Source organism: Pseudomonas sp. FG1, from assembly GCF_034313875.1.
Lineage (GTDB): Bacteria > Pseudomonadota > Gammaproteobacteria > Pseudomonadales > Pseudomonadaceae > Aquipseudomonas > Aquipseudomonas veronii.
This window is the reverse complement of record NZ_JAVIWP010000001.1, coordinates 5,414,160-5,431,215: the sequence shown is the minus strand read 5'-3', so window position 1 is coordinate 5,431,215 and position 17,056 is coordinate 5,414,160. Positions and strand designations below refer to the sequence as shown.

General features: G+C 62.2%; 16 protein-coding genes and 1 pseudogene. 7 read left to right on the top strand and 10 right to left on the bottom strand.

Annotated elements, in window-relative coordinates; translation table 11 throughout:
• Positions 1-5 precede the first annotated feature (5 nt).
• Positions 6-1,202, top strand: a complete 1,197-nt coding sequence (locus RGV59_RS24750) for an efflux RND transporter periplasmic adaptor subunit (protein WP_017848099.1) — start codon at positions 6-8, stop codon at positions 1,200-1,202.
• Positions 1,202-2,731, top strand: coding sequence for a DHA2 family efflux MFS transporter permease subunit (locus tag RGV59_RS24745; protein WP_017848098.1), 1,530 nt, complete (start codon positions 1,202-1,204; stop codon positions 2,729-2,731). Before RGV59_RS24750 ends, RGV59_RS24745 begins: the two co-directional genes overlap by 1 nt.
• A gap of 266 nt (positions 2,732-2,997) precedes the next feature.
• On the opposite strand, the gene RGV59_RS24740 is transcribed toward RGV59_RS24745, so the two are convergent.
• Both RGV59_RS24740 and RGV59_RS24735 read right to left on the bottom strand, forming a co-directional pair.
• Complete coding sequence (locus RGV59_RS24740) at positions 2,998-3,747, bottom strand: UDP-2,3-diacylglucosamine diphosphatase (RefSeq protein ID WP_046484993.1); 750 nt, start codon at positions 3,745-3,747, stop codon at positions 2,998-3,000.
• Positions 3,744-4,247, bottom strand: a complete 504-nt coding sequence (locus tag RGV59_RS24735; RefSeq protein ID WP_017848096.1) for a peptidylprolyl isomerase — start codon at positions 4,245-4,247, stop codon at positions 3,744-3,746. The genes RGV59_RS24740 and RGV59_RS24735 overlap by 4 nt, the downstream gene beginning before the upstream one ends.
• Before the next feature lie 248 nt (positions 4,248-4,495).
• On the opposite strand from RGV59_RS24735, the gene RGV59_RS24730 reads away from it, so the two are divergent.
• Both RGV59_RS24730 and cysS read left to right on the top strand, forming a co-directional pair.
• Positions 4,496-6,193, top strand: coding sequence for a glutamine--tRNA ligase/YqeY domain fusion protein (locus RGV59_RS24730; RefSeq protein ID WP_126585739.1), 1,698 nt, complete (start codon positions 4,496-4,498; stop codon positions 6,191-6,193).
• 14 nt (positions 6,194-6,207) lie between these two features.
• Positions 6,208-7,596: a cysteine--tRNA ligase gene (cysS, locus tag RGV59_RS24725; RefSeq protein ID WP_017848094.1), complete on the top strand. Its 1,389-nt coding sequence runs from the start codon at positions 6,208-6,210 to the stop codon at positions 7,594-7,596.
• Between the two features lie 58 nt (positions 7,597-7,654).
• Here the strand turns inward: cysS and RGV59_RS24720 are convergent, their stop codons facing one another.
• On the bottom strand, positions 7,655-7,897 hold the full coding sequence (locus tag RGV59_RS24720; protein ID WP_173678060.1) for a hypothetical protein: 243 nt from the start codon (positions 7,895-7,897) through the stop codon (positions 7,655-7,657).
• Between RGV59_RS24720 and RGV59_RS24715 the strand changes: the two genes are divergently transcribed.
• The gene (locus RGV59_RS24715) at positions 7,826-8,284 is read left to right on the top strand and encodes an HIT family protein (protein WP_046385231.1); all 459 of its coding nucleotides are present in this window, start codon (positions 7,826-7,828) and stop codon (positions 8,282-8,284) included. The two genes, RGV59_RS24720 and RGV59_RS24715, sit on opposite strands and share 72 nt — an antisense overlap.
• A gap of 125 nt (positions 8,285-8,409) precedes the next feature.
• On the opposite strand, the gene RGV59_RS24710 is transcribed toward RGV59_RS24715, so the two are convergent.
• The 7 genes from RGV59_RS24710 to RGV59_RS24680 form a co-directional block, all read right to left on the bottom strand.
• Positions 8,410-8,748, bottom strand: a complete 339-nt coding sequence (locus RGV59_RS24710) for a Na+/H+ antiporter subunit G (RefSeq protein ID WP_017848092.1) — start codon at positions 8,746-8,748, stop codon at positions 8,410-8,412.
• Positions 8,745-9,023, bottom strand: a complete 279-nt coding sequence (locus RGV59_RS24705) for a K+/H+ antiporter subunit F (protein ID WP_017848091.1) — start codon at positions 9,021-9,023, stop codon at positions 8,745-8,747. Before RGV59_RS24705 ends, RGV59_RS24710 begins: the two co-directional genes overlap by 4 nt.
• Positions 9,020-9,508, bottom strand: coding sequence for a Na+/H+ antiporter subunit E (locus tag RGV59_RS24700; RefSeq protein ID WP_017848090.1), 489 nt, complete (start codon positions 9,506-9,508; stop codon positions 9,020-9,022). Before RGV59_RS24700 ends, RGV59_RS24705 begins: the two co-directional genes overlap by 4 nt.
• Entirely contained in the window at positions 9,505-11,187 is a 1,683-nt protein-coding gene (locus tag RGV59_RS24695; RefSeq protein ID WP_046382882.1) for a monovalent cation/H+ antiporter subunit D, read from the bottom strand. Before RGV59_RS24695 ends, RGV59_RS24700 begins: the two co-directional genes overlap by 4 nt.
• The gene (locus tag RGV59_RS24690; RefSeq protein ID WP_007986256.1) at positions 11,184-11,528 is read right to left on the bottom strand and encodes a Na+/H+ antiporter subunit C; all 345 of its coding nucleotides are present in this window, start codon (positions 11,526-11,528) and stop codon (positions 11,184-11,186) included. The genes RGV59_RS24695 and RGV59_RS24690 overlap by 4 nt, the downstream gene beginning before the upstream one ends.
• Positions 11,528-14,449 (bottom strand): monovalent cation/H+ antiporter subunit A, encoded by a 2,922-nt coding sequence (locus tag RGV59_RS24685; RefSeq protein ID WP_126585738.1) that lies wholly within the window; start codon positions 14,447-14,449, stop codon positions 11,528-11,530. The genes RGV59_RS24690 and RGV59_RS24685 overlap by 1 nt, the downstream gene beginning before the upstream one ends.
• A 211-nt stretch (positions 14,450-14,660) precedes the next feature.
• Positions 14,661-15,590 (bottom strand): DMT family transporter, encoded by a 930-nt coding sequence (locus RGV59_RS24680; RefSeq protein ID WP_017848087.1) that lies wholly within the window; start codon positions 15,588-15,590, stop codon positions 14,661-14,663.
• A 92-nt stretch (positions 15,591-15,682) separates the two neighbouring features.
• Here RGV59_RS24680 and RGV59_RS24675 point away from each other — a divergent pair, with 92 nt between their 5' ends.
• A complete protein-coding gene (locus RGV59_RS24675; protein ID WP_017848086.1) occupies positions 15,683-16,246 on the top strand; it encodes a helix-turn-helix domain-containing protein in 564 nt (187 codons plus the stop codon).
• Positions 16,247-16,340: 94 nt separating this feature from the next.
• Positions 16,341-17,045 (top strand): annotated as a pseudogene (locus RGV59_RS24670) (LLM class flavin-dependent oxidoreductase); the annotation flags it as partial.
• Between the last annotated feature and the right edge of the window lie 11 nt (positions 17,046-17,056).

Sequence of the window (17,056 nt, the reverse complement as noted above, 5' to 3'; positions counted from 1 at the left end):
CTGACATGGCCACTGCCGAAAGCAACAACGCAACGGGAACGCCCGATAACAACCCGCGCAAACGCAAAGTCATGCTGGTCGGCCTGGTGCTGATCGTCATCCTCGGCGTGGTCGGCGTGTGGGGCTGGTATGAACTCTACGGCCGCTTCAATGAAAGCACCGACGACGCCTACGTGAACGGCAACGTGGTGGAAATCACCCCGCTGGTCACCGGCACCGTGGTCAGCATCGGCGCCGACGATGGCGACCTGGTCCACGAAGGCCAGGTGCTGATCAACTTCGACCCCAACGACGCGGCGGTCGGCCTGCAAAGTGCGCAGGCCAACCTGGCCCGCACCGTGCGCCAGGTGCGGGGCTTGTACAGCAACGTCGACGGCATGAAAGCCCAGGTCAATGCGCAGAAAGCCGACGTGCAAACTGCCCAGGACAACTACAACCGGCGTAAGACCCTGGCCCAGGGCGGGGCGATTTCCCAGGAAGAACTGTCCCACGCCCGTGACAGCCTGACCGCGGCCAAGAATGCCCTGACCAACCTTGAGCAGCAGCTCAAAAGCAGCAACGCCCTGGTCGACGACACGGTGATCTCGTCCCATCCGGACGTGCAAGCCGCCGCCGCGCAACTGCGCCAGGCCTACCTGGCTAATGCGCGCAGCACCCTGATCGCCCCCGTCACCGGCTATGTGGCCAAGCGCACCGTGCAACTGGGCCAGCGCGTGCAGCCGGGGACGGCGTTGATGGCGGTGATCCCGCTGAACCAGCTGTGGATCGACGCCAACTTCAAGGAAACCCAACTGCGCAATATGCGTATCGGCCAACCGGTGGACATCGAAGCGGACATTTACGGCAGCGATGTGAAGTTCAGCGGCACCATCGACAGCCTCGGCGCCGGCACTGGCAGCGCGTTTGCCTTGCTGCCTGCGCAGAACGCCACCGGCAACTGGATCAAGATCGTGCAACGGGTGCCGGTACGCATCCACGTCAATGCCGAAGAACTGGCCAAACACCCCCTGCGGGTGGGCTTGAGCACGGTGGTCAGCGTCGACCTGCATGACCAGAGCGGCCCGGTACTGGCGCAACAGGCGCCGCAAAAGGCCTCGTTCACCACCAATGTGTATGACCGCCAGTTGGCCGAAGCCGACGCCATGATCAGCCAGTTGATTCATGACAACAGCCTCGCCGCGCCCAAGGCTGTGCAACGCTGATGAGCCAGAACGCGTCCTTCTCGCCACCCAGCTTGGTGATGGCCACGATTGGCCTGTCGCTGGCGACCTTCATGCAGGTGCTCGATACCACGATCGCCAACGTGGCGTTGCCGACCATTTCCGGCAACCTTGGCGTGAGTTCGGAGCAGGGCACCTGGGTGATCACCTCGTTTGCGGTGAGCAACGCCATTGCCCTGCCGCTGACCGGCTGGTTGAGCCGGCGCTTCGGCGAGGTGAAGCTGTTTCTCTGGGCCACCGTGCTGTTTGTGCTGGCCTCGTTTCTCTGCGGTATTTCCACGTCGATGCCCGAGCTGATCGGCTTTCGGGTGTTGCAAGGCCTGGTGGCGGGGCCGTTGTACCCGATGACCCAAACGTTGCTGATCGCGGTCTACCCGCCGGCGAGGCGCGGCATGGCCCTGGCACTGCTGGCGATGGTCACGGTGGTGGCGCCGATTGCCGGTCCCATCCTCGGCGGCTGGATCACCGACAGCTACAGCTGGCCGTGGATCTTCTTCATCAACGTGCCCATCGGCATCTTTGCGGTGATGGTGGTGCGTTCGCAGTTGAAGAAACGCCCGGTGGTCACCAGCTACCAGCCGATGGACTATGTGGGGTTGTTGAGCTTGATCGTCGGGGTCGGCGCGTTGCAGATCATCCTCGACAAGGGCAACGACCTGGACTGGTTCGAATCCAACTTCATCATCGTGGGGGCGGCGATTTCGGTGATTGCCCTGGCGGTGTTCATCATCTGGGAGATGACCGACAAACACCCGGTGGTCAACCTGCGGCTGTTTGCCTACCGCAACTTCCGCATCGGCACCATCGTGCTGGTCCTCGGCTACGCAGGCTTCTTCGGCATCAACCTGATCCTGCCGCAGTGGCTGCAAACCCAGATGGGCTACACCGCGACCTGGGCCGGGCTGGCCGTGGCGCCGATCGGTATTCTGCCGGTACTGATGTCGCCGTTTGTCGGCAAGTACGCGCACCGATTCGACCTGCGCGTCCTGGCGGGCCTGGCGTTCCTGGCGATTGGCTTGAGCTGCTTCATGCGCGCCAGCTTCACCAATGAGGTGGACTTCCAGCACATCGCCCTGGTGCAGCTGTTCATGGGCATCGGCGTGGCGCTGTTCTTCATGCCGACCTTGAGCATCCTGATGTCCGACCTGCCGCCGCACCAGATCGCCGACGGCGCCGGCCTGGCGACGTTCCTGCGGACCCTGGGCGGCAGCTTCGCGGCCTCGCTGACCACCTGGATCTGGATTCGCCGCGCGGACCAGCACCATGCGTACATGAGCGAGAACATGACCACCTACGACGCGGCGACCCGCGATGCGTTGAATGCGTTGGGCGGCGCGGGGCAAAAGGCCTACGCCCAACTCGACCAGATCCTCACCAGCCAGGCGTACATGATGTCCACCGTGGATTACTTCACGTTGCTGGGGTGGATGTTCATGGGCTTGATGCTGCTGGTGTGGTTCGCCAAACCGCCGTTTACCGCGAAGGCGGGCCCGGCTGCATCAGGGCACTGATCGGCCAAGGCTGAAATGCAATCAACCAGGGCTGGAATGCAATCAACCAGGGCTGAAATGCAATCAACCAAGGTTGGAATGCAATCAACCAGGGCTGAAATGCAATCAACCAAGGTTGGAATGCAATCAACCAGGGTTGGAATGCAATCAACCAAGGTTGGAATGCAATCAACTGTGGGAGGGGGCTTGCCCCCGATAGCGGTGTATCAGTCAACCTATTTGAAGCTGACCCACTGCCATCGGGGGCAAGCCCCTCCCACATTTGATCAGGCGCCCGGCAGTGCCAGTTGCGGATTGACGAAGTCAAACGCCGCCAACTGAAACCCTTGCTCATCCACCTGCAATGCCCAGCCTTGCTTGTCCCAATCCCCCAGCACAATACGCTTGGCCGCCTGCTCGCCGATCTGCAACTTATGAATGGCGGGGCGGTGCGTATGGCCGTGGACCAGGGTACGCACACCGAACTGCTGCATCACCCGCGGCACTTCTTCGGGGGTGACGTCGACAATGTCGTTGGCTTTCATCCGCGTCTGCGCCCGGCTTTCGTTGCGCAGCTTGCGCGCCAGTTTGTGGCGAGTGCGCAAGGGCAGGTGACGCAGGATAAACAGCACAATCGGGTTGCGCAGGATGCGCCGCAGCTTCATATAGCCGACGTCGCGGGTGCAGAGGCTGTCGCCGTGCATCAACAGCACGGGCTCGCCGGCGAGTTGCACGACGCTCGGGTCCTTGAGCAGCTTGGCGCCTGCGGCTTTGCAGAACGTCTTGCCGAGCAGGAAGTCGCGGTTGCCGTGCATGATGAAAATCGCGGTGCCGCTGTCGCTCAGTTCGCGCAGGGCCGCGCAAATCGAGCGCTGGAAAGGGGTGATCCCATCGTCGCCAACCCAGGCTTCAAAGAAGTCCCCGAGGATGTACAACGCCTGGGCGCCACGGGCGCGGCCGTGGAGTAAATCCAGAAACGCCCGGGTAATGTCCGGGCGCTCCTCTTCCAGATGCAAGTCTGAAATCAGCAATATCACTCAATGATCTCGGCTTTCTCGATGATCACGTCGTCTGCTGGCACGTCTTGGTGGCCGGCTTTGCTGGTGGTGGCAACGCCTTTGATCTTGTCGACGACGTCAGTGCCTTCGGTGACTTTACCGAACACCGCGTAGCCCCAGCCCTGCACGTTCTTGCCGCTGTGGTTGAGGAAGGCGTTGTCGGCGACGTTGATGAAGAACTGCGCGGAGGCCGAATGCGGCTCCATGGTACGGGCCATGGCGACGGTGTATTTGTCGTTGGAAAGGCCGTTGTCCGCTTCGTTCTGGATGCTTGGGCGCTTGTCTTTCTTTTCTTTCATGCCAGGCTCGAAACCGCCGCCCTGGACCATGAAGTTGCCGATGACACGGTGGAAAACGGTGTTTTCGTAGTGGCCGGCTTTCACGTATTCAATGAAGTTGGCGACGGTGATCGGCGCTTTCTCGGCGTTCAGCTCGATGACGATGTCACCGTGGTTGGTGGTCAGTTTGACTTGAGTCATGTGTACTACTCTTTTCAGGGAATTCGTGGGTTCGGGCGCTGTGCGCCTGACCTGTTTGGCTAAACGTTGGCCAAGACGCGCAGTTTAGCGTGCCCTGCGGGAATTTCGAGGTGGTTTTTTACCGCCCGGGCAATTAAAGCAGCAGTTTTTGGCCGCACCCTGTCAGGCGGTTGACCGCTTCGGCTATGATGAGCCCTTTGTTTTATCTGGCCTGCCCAAGGCCACGTACTCGTCTGTTCAAGGATAATATGAGCAAGCCCACTGTCGACCCTACCTCGAACGCCAAGGCCGGTCCTGCCGCCACGGTCAATTTCCTGCGCCCGATCATCCAGGCGGACCTGGATTCGGGCAAGCACACGCAGATCATCACGCGCTTTCCGCCGGAGCCCAACGGCTACCTGCACATCGGTCACGCCAAGTCGATCTGTGTGAACTTCGGTCTGGCCCAGGAGTTCGGTGGCGTCACGCACCTGCGTTTCGACGATACCAACCCGGCCAAGGAAGACCAGGAATACATCGACGCCATCGAAAGCGACATCAAGTGGCTGGGCTTCGAATGGTCCGGTGAAGTGCGCTATGCGTCCAAGTATTTCGACCAGTTGTTCGACTGGGCCATCGTGCTGATCAAGGCCGGCAAGGCCTACGTCGACGACCTCACCCCTGAACAGGCCAAGGAATACCGTGGCACGCTGACCGAGCCGGGCAAGAACAGCCCGTTCCGCGACCGTTCGGTGGAAGAGAACCTGGACTGGTTCGCCCGCATGCGCGCCGGTGAGTTCGCAGACGGTGCTCGTGTACTGCGTGCCAAGATCGACATGGCCTCGCCGAACATGAACCTGCGCGACCCGATCATGTACCGCATCCGCCATGCCCATCACCACCAGACCGGTGACAAGTGGTGCATCTACCCGAACTACGACTTCACTCACGGCCAGTCGGACGCCATCGAAGGCATCACCCACTCCATCTGCACCCTGGAGTTCGAAAGCCACCGTCCGCTGTACGAATGGTTCCTGGAGCACCTGCCGGTTCCGGCACACCCGCGCCAGTACGAATTCAGCCGCCTGAACCTGAACTACACCATCACCAGCAAGCGCAAGCTCAAGCAACTGGTGGATGAACAGCACGTCAACGGCTGGGACGACCCGCGCATGTCGACGCTGTCGGGCTTCCGCCGTCGCGGTTACACGCCCAAGTCCATCCGCAACTTCTGCGAAATGGTCGGCACCAACCGTTCCGACGGCGTGGTCGATTTCGGCATGCTCGAATTCAGCATCCGTGACGACCTCGACCACAGCGCCCCGCGCGCCATGTGCGTGCTGCGCCCGCTGAAAGTCGTGATCACCAACTACCCGGAAGGCCAGGTCGAGAACCTCGAACTGCCACGCCACCCGAAAGAAGACATGGGCGTGCGCGCACTGCCGTTTGCCCGTGAAATCTACATCGACCGTGACGACTTCATGGAAGAGCCGCCAAAAGGCTACAAGCGCCTGGAACCTACCGGCGAAGTGCGCCTGCGCGGCAGCTACGTGATCCGCGCCGACGAAGCGATCAAGGACGCCGCGGGCAACATCGTCGAACTGCGCTGCTCGTATGATCCAGAAACCCTGGGCAAAAACCCTGAAGGCCGCAAGGTCAAGGGCGTGATCCACTGGGTGCCGGCCGCCGCCAGCGTCGAGTGCGAAGTGCGTCTGTACGACCGTCTGTTCCGTTCGCCGAACCCTGAGAAAGCCGAAGACAGCGCGAGCTTCCTCGACAACATCAATCCGAACTCCCTGCAAGTACTCACGGGTTGTCGTGCCGAGCCATCCCTTGGCAATGCACAGCCGGAAGACCGTTTCCAGTTCGAGCGCGAAGGCTACTTCTGCGCGGATATCAAGGACTCGAAACCTGGCCATCCGGTATTCAACCGTACCGTGACCTTGCGTGATTCGTGGGGCCAGTGATTTAAGGAACCGTCGTGCTAACGATCTACAACACGCTCAGCAAGAGCAAAGAAGTCTTCAAGCCGTTGGATGGCAACAAGGTACGCATGTACGTGTGCGGCATGACCGTGTACGACTACTGCCACATCGGCCACGGCCGCAGCATGGTCGCCTTTGACCTGGTGACCCGCTGGTTGCGTTTCAGCGGCTACGACTTGACCTATGTGCGCAACATCACCGACATCGACGACAAGATCATCAACCGCGCCAAGGAAAACGGCGAGCCGTTCGACGTCCTGACCGCGCGCATGATCGCCGCCATGCACGAGGACGAGGCGCGCCTCAACATCCTCAAGCCGGACATGGAACCGCGTGCCACGGACCATATCCCGGGCATGCACGCGATGATCCAGACCTTGATCGACAAGGGCTACGCCTACGCTCCAGGCAATGGCGACGTGTACTACCGCGTCGCCAAGTTCATGGGCTACGGCAAGCTGTCGCGCAAGAAAATCGAAGACCTGCGCATCGGCGCGCGCATCGAAGTCGACGAAGCCAAGCAAGACCCGCTCGACTTCGTGCTGTGGAAAGGCACCAAGCCCGGCGAGCCAAGCTGGGAATCGCCTTGGGGCGCCGGGCGTCCGGGCTGGCACATCGAATGCTCGGTGATGTCCACCTGCTGCCTGGGCGAGACCTTCGACATTCATGGCGGCGGCAGCGACCTCGAGTTCCCGCACCACGAAAACGAAATCGCCCAAAGCGAAGCCGCCACCGGCAAGACCTACGCCAACGCCTGGATGCACTGCGGCATGATCCGCATCAATGGCGAGAAGATGTCCAAGTCCTTGAACAACTTCTTCACCATCCGTGACGTGCTGGAAAAGTACCACCCGGAGGTGGTCCGCTACCTGCTGGTGTCCAGCCACTACCGCAGCGCGATCAACTACTCGGAAGACAACCTCAAGGACGCCAAAGGCGCCCTGGAGCGTTTCTACCACGCGTTGAAAGGCCTGCCCTCTGTGGCGCCGGCCGGCGGCGAAGCGTTCGTGGCCCGCTTCACCGAAGTGATGAACGACGACTTCGGCACACCGGAAGCCTGCGCGGTGCTGTTCGAGATGGTGCGCGAGATCAACCGCCTGCGTGAGAGCGATCTCGACGCAGCGGCCGGTCTGGCTGCACGCCTGAAAGAACTGGCCAGCGTGCTGGGCGTGTTGCAGATGGAAGCCGACGACTTCCTGCAAGCCGGCGCCGAAGGGCGTGTGGATGCGGCTGAAGTGGACGCGCTGATCCAGGCGCGCTTGACGGCGCGGGCCAACAAGGACTGGGCGGAGTCCGACCGGATCCGTGACCAACTGACCGCGATGGGTGTGGTGTTGGAAGACGGCAAGGGTGGGACGACGTGGCGCTTGGCTGATCAGGCTTGATCAGTAAACGCTGAATGAAAAACGCCCCGACTGGTTCGGGGCGTTTTTCATTTTGGGCTCAGCGAAACATGCGCGAAGGGCCGGTCTTCGCAACGCTGTCGGAACACGGCTTCGAGCCGTAGCCAACCTGCGACGTTCTGGAAAAAGCCCATTTGTTTTGACGCCCGCCCAATCCTGGCTTTAGATGGTCGACCAGACCAAGCCCATGATGAAACTGACGGTGATTCAAATGGATTGTATTTTCTGCAGCATTGTCCGAAAAACCTCCCCGGCCCATATTCTGTGGGAAGACCAACAGCATATGGCCTTCCTGTCTATTTTCCCCAACACGCCCGGTTTCAGCGTGGTGATCCCCAAGCAGCACTACGGAAGCTATGCCTTCGCCCAGTCGGATGAAGTGCTGGCAGGTCTGGTGGTGGCGGCGAAGAAAACCGCGCAGCAGATCGACCGGGCGTTTCCCGATGTGGCGCGCACGGGGATGATTCTGGAAGGCTACGGGGTGGATCACCTGCATGCGAAGCTGTTTCCCATGCATGGGACCGGGCAGGACAGTGACTTCAAGCCCATCAGTTCCAGGGTCGACAAGTTCTTTGATCGCTACGAGGGGTACATCTCGTCCCACGATTTTGTGCGGGCGGATGATGCCGAATTGGCGGAGTTGGCGGCGCACATCCGATCCTTCGCCTAGCCTCGATCCAAATGTGGGAGGGGCTTGCCCCCGATAGCGGTGTGTCAGCGACAGCTGCATTCACTGACACCCTGCTATCGGGGGCAAGCCCCTCCCACATTTTTTTGACCGTGTCGCATCAGAACTCAGCGACGGCTGCTGACCTCGGCGGGCACATCGTCACCGGCCATGCGCTTGCGGAACAGCGCGGTGCGCGCCAGCAGCAGCGTCGTCACCGGCACGGTGATCGACAACAAGATCGGGATCAACCAGCCATGCAACACCGGCCCGGACTTGAGCACCGAAAAATAGATGATCGACGCCAACGCCACGCTCCACGCGCCCAGCGTCGAGGCCAGTGCCGGCGGGTGCATGCGCTGGAAGAAATCCTTCATGCGCAGCAACCCGATTGCGCCAATCAGGGCAAACACGCTGCTCAGCACCAGCAACACGGCCACGCACACTTCAACCCATAACGGCATCATTCGATCACCTCGCCACGCAGCAGGAATTTGGCCAGGGCAAATGACCCGACAAAGCCAAACAGCGCAATCAACAGCGCCGCTTCGAAGTAGGTATCACTGGCATACCGAATGCCCAGCACCAGCATCATCAGCATCGCCAGGATGTACAGGTAGTCCAGCGCCAGGACCCGGTCCTGGGCCGATGGGCCTTTGAACAGGCGCACCAGTGTCAGCGCCATGGCCAGCGAGAACAGGAACAGGCTGAACAGGATCGCATTGGAGAGCAGGGCGCTCATTCGAAGATCTCCATCAAGGGCCGTTCGTAGTCGTGTTTGAAGTGCTGGATAAACTGCGCTTCATCGTCCAGGTCGAAGACATGCAGCAGCAGGATGCTGCGGTCCAGGGCGAGTTCCGACCAGACGGTGCCGGGGGTCACGCTGGTGATCATCGACAACACGGCCAGGCCGTTGGCGTCGCGCAGGTCCAGGGGGATTTTGATAAAGCGCGAACGCGGTGGCCGCGAGCCGCACACCAGCACGCCCCAGGCGACTTGCAGGTTGGAGATGATCACGTCACGCCCCACCCGGAAGAACAGGCGGATGATCACCCCGGGGCGGCGGATGCGGATCGGCAGCGGGCGCAGCGGCGCCATCAGCAGCGGCGCGAGCAAACCCAGTAGCGCGCCCAGTAACAGGTTGCCGGGGCTGATCGACAGGTTCAGCAGCAGCCACAACACCCACAACGCCAGCGATAACCACGGGGCCGGGAACAGGCGCTTCATGGCTGCACCTCCAGCGCCGCGGTCTTGGCTTCAGGGCTGGGCACCGGGCGCGTGGCCATGACCGCCATCACATACTGTTCCGGGTTGTTCAGGCTCTTGGCGGTGTCCAGGGTGTAGCGCATCAGCGGCTCGGCCTTGAAGGTCAGCAGGATGCTCAGGCCGAGCAGGAAGAAGATCGGCACGCACTCATAACGGCGCAGCAGCGGTGACGGGCGTTCTTCCGGGGTCCAGAAGCGCTGGATGCCCAGGCGGGCGAAGGCGATCAGCGAGGCCAGGCCGGACAGGATCAGCAACGTCACCAGGCCCCACGCGGCAGGGCGGACAGGCTCATCCAGCGCATGGCCCAAGCCCGGCGGATTGACCAGCGCGCTCAACAGGCTGAGCTTGCCGATAAACCCCGACAGCGGCGGCATGCCGATGATCAGCAGGGCGCAGGCGACAAAGCTCAAGCCGAGGAAGGCCATGGTCCAGGGAATCACCTGGCCGACCACGGCTTTCTGTTCGTCATCAAGGTTCACGCCGGGGCGCGGATGCAGGGATTCCATGGCTTTGGGCAGCGCATCGATCTCTTCATCCAGCGGCAGGTCGTTGGCCGAGCGCGAGCGTTCGATCAATTCGGCCAGCAGGAACAGCGCACTCAACGCCAGCGTGGAACTGACCAGATAGAACAGTGCTCCGGCTGTCAGGCTCGGCTGGGCGAACCCCACCGACGAGAGCAGGATGCCGGCCGAGACCAGGATGCTCAAACTGGCCATGCGCTCCAGGCGCTGCGCCGCCAGCATCGCCAGCGCCGCGCAGATGATGGTCGCCATGCCGCCGTACACCAGCCAGTCGCCGCCGAACAGCGCCGACGCCCCGGCCTGGCCGGAGAACAGCAGGGTCCACAGGCGCAGCACGGTGTACACGCCGACCTTGGTCATGATCGCGAACATCGCTGCCACCGGCGCGCTGGCCGATGAGTACGCCGGCGCCAGCCAGAAGTTCAGCGGCCACATGCCGGCCTTGGCCAGGAATGCGGTGGCGAGGATCGCCGCACCCGCATGCAACAGGCCGCGATCGGCTTCTGGCACCAGCGGGATTTTCAGCGCCAGGTCCGCGAAGTTCAGTGTGCCGGTGACGCCATAGATCATTGCCGCGCCAATCAGGAACAGCGACGAGGCCAGCAGGTTGATCGCGATGTAATGCAGCCCCGACGACACCCGCGCCCGGCCGGAACCGTGCAGCATCAAGCCATAGGAGGCCGCCAGCAACACCTCGAAGAACACGAACAGGTTGAACAGGTCGGCGGTGAGAAAGGCGCCGTAGAGGCCCATCATCTGGATCTGGAACAACGCATGGAAACTGGTGCCCGCACGGTCCCAGCGCGCCATCGCGAACAGCAGCGCACTCACGCCGATGATCCCGGTGAGTACCAGCATCAGCGCCGACAGTTGGTCCACCACCAGCACGATGCCGAACGGCACTTGCCAGTTGCCGGGCAAGTACACGCCGATCGAACCGGGGCCGCCTTGTTGCGTCCAGTACAACAGCAAGATGGCAATAGCGAGGCCGAGCATGCTCGAGAACAGGTTGATACGCGCCTTGAGCGGGCGGTGCTTCTCGCCGAGCATCAGCATCAGCGCGGCGGTCAGCAACGGCAGCAGAATCGGCGCGACGATCAGTTGGTTGACCCAGGTCATTCCTTGGGCTCCCGGCCGTCCACATGGTCGGTGCCAGTCAGGCCCCGCGACGCCAGCAGTACCACGAGGAACAGCGCGGTCATGGCGAAGCTGATCACGATCGCCGTCAGCACCAGGGCCTGGGGCAGGGGATCGGTGTAGTGCAACAGGTCTTGCGGCACGCCGTCCTTGATGATCGGCTCCTTACCGATAAACAGGCTGCCCATGCTGAAAATGAACAGGTTGACCCCATACGACAACAGGCACAGGCCCATCACCACCTGGAACGTCCGTGGCCGCAGGATCAACCAGACGCCGGAGGCCGCCAGGACCCCAATGGCAATTGCGATGACTTCTTCCATCAGGCGGCTCCTTCCTGTGTGGCAACGGTTTTCGGCTGGTTGCTCGGTTTATGGGCCCGCACTGATTGGTGACCGAGGGCGGTGAGCATCAGCAGCGTCGAGCCGACGACCATGGCGTACACGCCGACGTCGAAGAACAGGGCGCTGGCGATATGGATGTCGCCCAGCACCGGCAAGCTGAGATGCCAGGTGTGGGTGGTGAGGAACGGGTAGCCGGCGAACAATGCGCCGAGCCCGGTGAGGGTCGCCGAGAACAGGCCGAAGCCCATCCAGCGCATCGGCCGCAGACTCATCTGCGCCTCTACCCACTGGGTGCCGGCGACCATGTATTGGAGGATAAACGCCACCGACATCACCAGGCCGGCGACAAAACCACCGCCCGGCTGGTTGTGGCCGCGCATGAACAGGTAGAACGACACCACCAGCGCAATCGGCAGCAGCAGGCGCACCAGCACCGCCGGCACCATCATGTAGCCCAGGGCGGTGTCGCTGGCCTGGCGCGGGTTGATCAGGTCGGTGGCCACGTCCGGCGCGAGTTGGCGCTGTTGCGCGGGCAGTTGCATGCTTTCCTTGGAGGGGCGGAAGCGTCGCAGCAGGGCGTACACGGTCAGCGCCACGGCGCCGAGCACGGTGATTTCGCCGAGGGTGTCGAAGCCACGGAAGTCCACCAGCATCACGTTCACCACATTGCTGCCGCCGCCTTCGGGGAGGGCGCGGCTCAAGTAGAACGAGGAAATGTCGTTGGGCGTCTGGCGGGTCAGCATCGCGTAGGACAGCAGCGCCATGCCGCCACCGACCACGGTGGACAGCAGGAAGTCGCGCAAGCGGCGAATGCGTGCCTTGCGCAGCGTACTGGGCAGTGGCGACACTTCTTCGATCCGCCGTGGCAGCCAGCGCAGGCCCAGCAGGATCAGCACGGTGGTCACCACTTCCACGACCAGTTGCGTCAGCGCCAGGTCCGGCGCCGAGAACCACACGAAGGTGATGCAGGTCATCATGCCGCACACGCTGACCATGGTCAGGGCCGCCAGCCGGTGGTACTTGGCCTGCCAGGCGGCGCCGAGGGCGCAGGCAATCGCCAGCAGCCACAGGGTGACGAACACGATGGAGCCCGGGATCTTCGGCCGGTCGCCCCAACTGAGGCCGCTGTTGAGCAGCGGGATCAGCCCGCCGATCACGGCGACCAGCACCAGCAGGAACAACTGCGTCTGCAGGCGCTTGGTACTGATGCGTTTCTCGATTTTGCGCGCACCGCGCATCATCAGCACCAGGCAGCGCTCGAAGCCGCGCTTGCCGTTGAAGTAGCTGATCACCGGCGGGTACTTGAAGCGCCCGCGCTTGAGTTGCTTGCGCAGCAGCAGGTAGAGCAGCACCCCGCCGCACATCGCCACCAGGCTCATGATCATCGGCGCGTTCCAGCCGTGCCAGATGGCCAGGCTGTATTGCGGCAACACGCCGCCGACGACCGGCAGCGCGGCGGCGGCGAGGATCGAGCCGACCACCTGGGCCGGGAAGATCCCCACCAGCAGGCAGGTGAACACCAACAGCTCCACCGGCGCGCGCATCCAGCGGGGAGGCTCGTGCGGGGTGTGGGGCAGGTCCGTCGCGGGCGGGCCGAAGAACACATCCACGGTGAAACGCAGCGCGTAGGCCACGCTGAACGTGCCGGCGATGGTCGCGATCACCGGCAGGGCGATTTCCACCCAGGCGGTCGACGAGATGAATACGGTTTCAGCGAAGAACATCTCTTTGGACAGAAAGCCATTGAGCAACGGCACGCCGGCCATGGACGCACTGGCCACCATCGCCAGGGTTGCGGTAAACGGGATCAGGCGCACCAGGCCGCTGAGCTTGCGGATATCGCGGGTGCCGCTTTCGTGGTCGATGATGCCGGCCGCCATGAACAGCGAGGCCTTGAAGGTAGCGTGGTTGAGGATGTGGAACACTGCGGCGACGGCGGCCAGTGGGCTGTTGAGGCCGAGCAGCAGGGTGATCAGGCCAAGGTGGCTGATGGTGGAGTAGGCCAGCAGGCCCTTGAGATCGTTCTGGAACATGGCGCAGTAAGCGCCGAGCAGGAGGGTCAGGGCGCCGGCGCCGCCGACGAGCCAGAACCATTCTTCGCTGCCGGACAGCGACGGCCACAGGCGGGCCAGCAGGAACACGCCGGCCTTCACCATCGTCGCCGAATGCAGGTAGGCCGACACCGGTGTCGGTGCCGCCATGGCGTGGGGCAGCCAGAAGTGGAACGGGAACTGCGCGCTTTTGCTCAACGCGCCGATCAGCACCAGGGCCAGCATGACCGGGTACAGCGAGTGCGCGCGAATCTGATCGCCCGCCGCCAGGACCAGGTCCAGGTCATAGCTGCCGACGATATGCCCCAGCAGCATCACGCCGGCCAGCAGGCACAAACCGCCCGCGCCAGTGACCATCAACGCCATGTAGGCACCGCGTCGCGCATCGGCGCGGTGGTGCCAGTAACCGATCAGCAGGAACGAGAACAGGCTGGTCAGTTCCCAGAAAAACACGATCTGGATCAGGTTGCCGGAGATCACCAGGCCGAGCATGGCCCCCATGAATGCCAGGAAAAACGCAAAGAAGCGCGGCACCGGATCGTCCGGCGACATGTAGTAACGCGCATACAGCGACACCAGCGTGCCGATGCCGAGCACCAGCATCGAGAACAGCCAGGCGAAGCCGTCCATGCGCAAGACGAAATTCACGCCCAGGCTGGGCAACCACATGAATTCTTCGCGGATCACCCCGCCGTGGGCGATTTGAGGGTAGAGCAGGGCGACTTGAACAGTACCGATCAGGGCGATGAGGCCGGCCAGCAAGGATTCGGTGTTACGTGCGTTGTGCGGCAGCAAGGCCGCCAGACAGCTGCCGATAAAAGGCAGAAGCAGTAGAACTATCAGGGACATAGGCTTCTAATCTGCGGGAGTTTGGGATGCATCATACGTGCCGCTTTCTTGATCACCAAACGGCAACGTGTGGCAGGATCCTACAAGGTAGGCTGAAAACGCCCATTTGGCATTGTTTCAGCTAACCCCCCACCACGCGCACCAGCGCCTGATTGTGGACGCTGGGCGTGCCCGGGATGGCGATTTGACAGCCACCGCCCGGGCTCGGACCTTACCCCTGCTGTTCCTGTTCCCGCGCATTTTGCAATTCGATCGCCTTCTGCCCGCGCGTCTTCAACTCACTCACCACCACCGCCGCTACGATCAACGCCGCCCCGACCATGGCAATCGGCGGGAACCGCTCCCCGGCAATCCGCCCAACCACGCCGGCCCACACCGGTTCCCCGGCATAAATCAATGTGGCCCGCGTCGGCGAAACGCTTTGCTGCGCCCAGTTCATCGCCACCTGGATCACCGCGCTGGTCAAGCCCAGGCCCACCGCGCTGAACAACAGCAACCAGGAGAACCCCGGCAACGCCTCGCCCATCGGCACCACCATCAGGAACGACAACAACGACGCCGTGGCCAGTTGCACCACGGTCACCCGGCGCACGTCCACTTGCCCGGCAAATGCGCTGATCAGGATGATCTCGGCGGCAATCGCCACCGCGCCGATCAGCGTGGCGATCTCGCCGGGGCTGAAATTCAGCGAAGCACCGGCCGGGCCGGTCAACAGCATCAACCCGGCGAACGCCAGCATGATGCCAATGCTCGGCATCAACCCTGGCCGGCGACCCAGCACCAGCCATTGCAACAACGGCACGAACGGGACATAGAGCGCGGTAATGAACGCCGACTGACTGCTCAGAATTGTCTGCAGGCCGATGGTCTGCAGCCCGTAGCCAAACATGATCGCCACGCCGATAAACACGCCGGCTTTCAACTCGAACAGGGTCAGGTCGCGCAGGGTGCGCAAAGAGAAAAAACCAACCGCGATCGTCGCCGCAGCAAACCGCAGGCCCACGAAAAACATCGGCCCGCTGACAGTCATGGCGTGCTGCACCAGCAAAAAGGTGCCGCCCCAGATCATGGTGATGAACACCAGGATGCATTCGGCTTTGCTGAAGCGGTTGAAACGCGAGGGAGCATTCGGGGTGGTCATGGCGGCTCAGTCTTGCAAGGGAAGGGCGCGGAACGCACAATGCGCCGCACGCTGGGCAGTATACTGCGCACACCCACCCATTGAGCAATATAGTGCACAAAGAAAATCCGCAACGGGCCTCGGTCCTGCAGCATGTCAGCCAGAATGTTCGTCGCCTGCGTCATGCCGCCGACTTGAGCCAGACCGCGCTCTCGGAAAAGTCCGGGGTCAGCCGACGCATGCTGGTGGCCATCGAGGCTGGCGAGAAAAACGTCAGCCTGTCCACCCTCGACCGCGTCGCCGAAGCGCTGGATGTGGCTTTCAGCGACCTGATCCAGGCCCCGGATGCACCTGACCATAGCCGTATCAACGAACTGGCCTGGGCCGGTGACATCCCCGGCAGCAAAGCTGTATTGCTTGCCAAGGCCACGGCGCGGCGTGAAGTCGAGCTGTGGGAGATGCGCCTGGAGCCGGGCGATTGCTACAGCCCCGAGCCGGACCCGGATGGCTGGAGCGTGCAGTTGTTCGTGTTCGAAGGCCGCCTGACATTGGTGCTGGATGGTCAGGAAAAACCGGTCGGCGCCGGTGAGTTCTTCATGTTCGCCAGCCGCCAGGCCCACGCCTATCGCAATGACGGCGACGTGGCGGTGCGCTTTGTGCGCAATGTGGTGATCTGACTGTTGACCCGCCAACAGCGGATGGACACTTTGCTCGATCGCAGGCGGGTTCCTTTGCATTGAAATGACGGCAACCTACTGATCTTATTGAAGTGGCAAGCAGTTCGCTGCCGAGCAGGCCGAGTGCGTGTTTGTCGCCGCACCGTCCAAGACGCAGCTGAAAAACACCGTCGCCGACATTCGTCGCCGCGCGGCCGAGGCCGGGCGTGATCCGCGCAAGATCCTGATCTTCAACCTGCAGACGGTGATCGTCGGCGAGACCGACGCGAAGGCCAAGGCCAAGTTCGACGAGTACAAATCCTACGTCAGCTACGAAGGCGCCATGGCGCTGATCTCCGGCTGGACCGGCATCGATTTCAGCCAGTTCAAGCCCGACGAACCGCTCAAGCATGTGCATACCAATGCGATTCAGTCGGCGGTGGAAGCCTTCTCCACGGCGGACCCGAGCAAGGTCTGGACGCCCAAGGAACTGGCCGACTGGGTCGGTATCGGCGGCTTTGGCCCGCTGTTTGTCGGCAGCCCGGAGACGGTCGCGGACTTGCTGCAGGAGTGGGTGAAAGACACCGATGTGGACGGCTTCAACCTGGCCTATGCGCTGACCCACGAAACCTTTATCGACGCGGTGGAACTGCTGGTGCCGGAGTTGCAGAAGCGTGGGGTGTACAAGAAGGAATACGCCCAGGGCACGTTGCGCGAGAAGTTGTTTGGTGAAGGCCCGAGGTTGCCGGTGTCCCATCCAGGCAGTCGCTATCGAACGTTAGCTAATGTGCAGAAAGATAGAGCTGTTGAGCGTGCCTGATTCAACCGTGT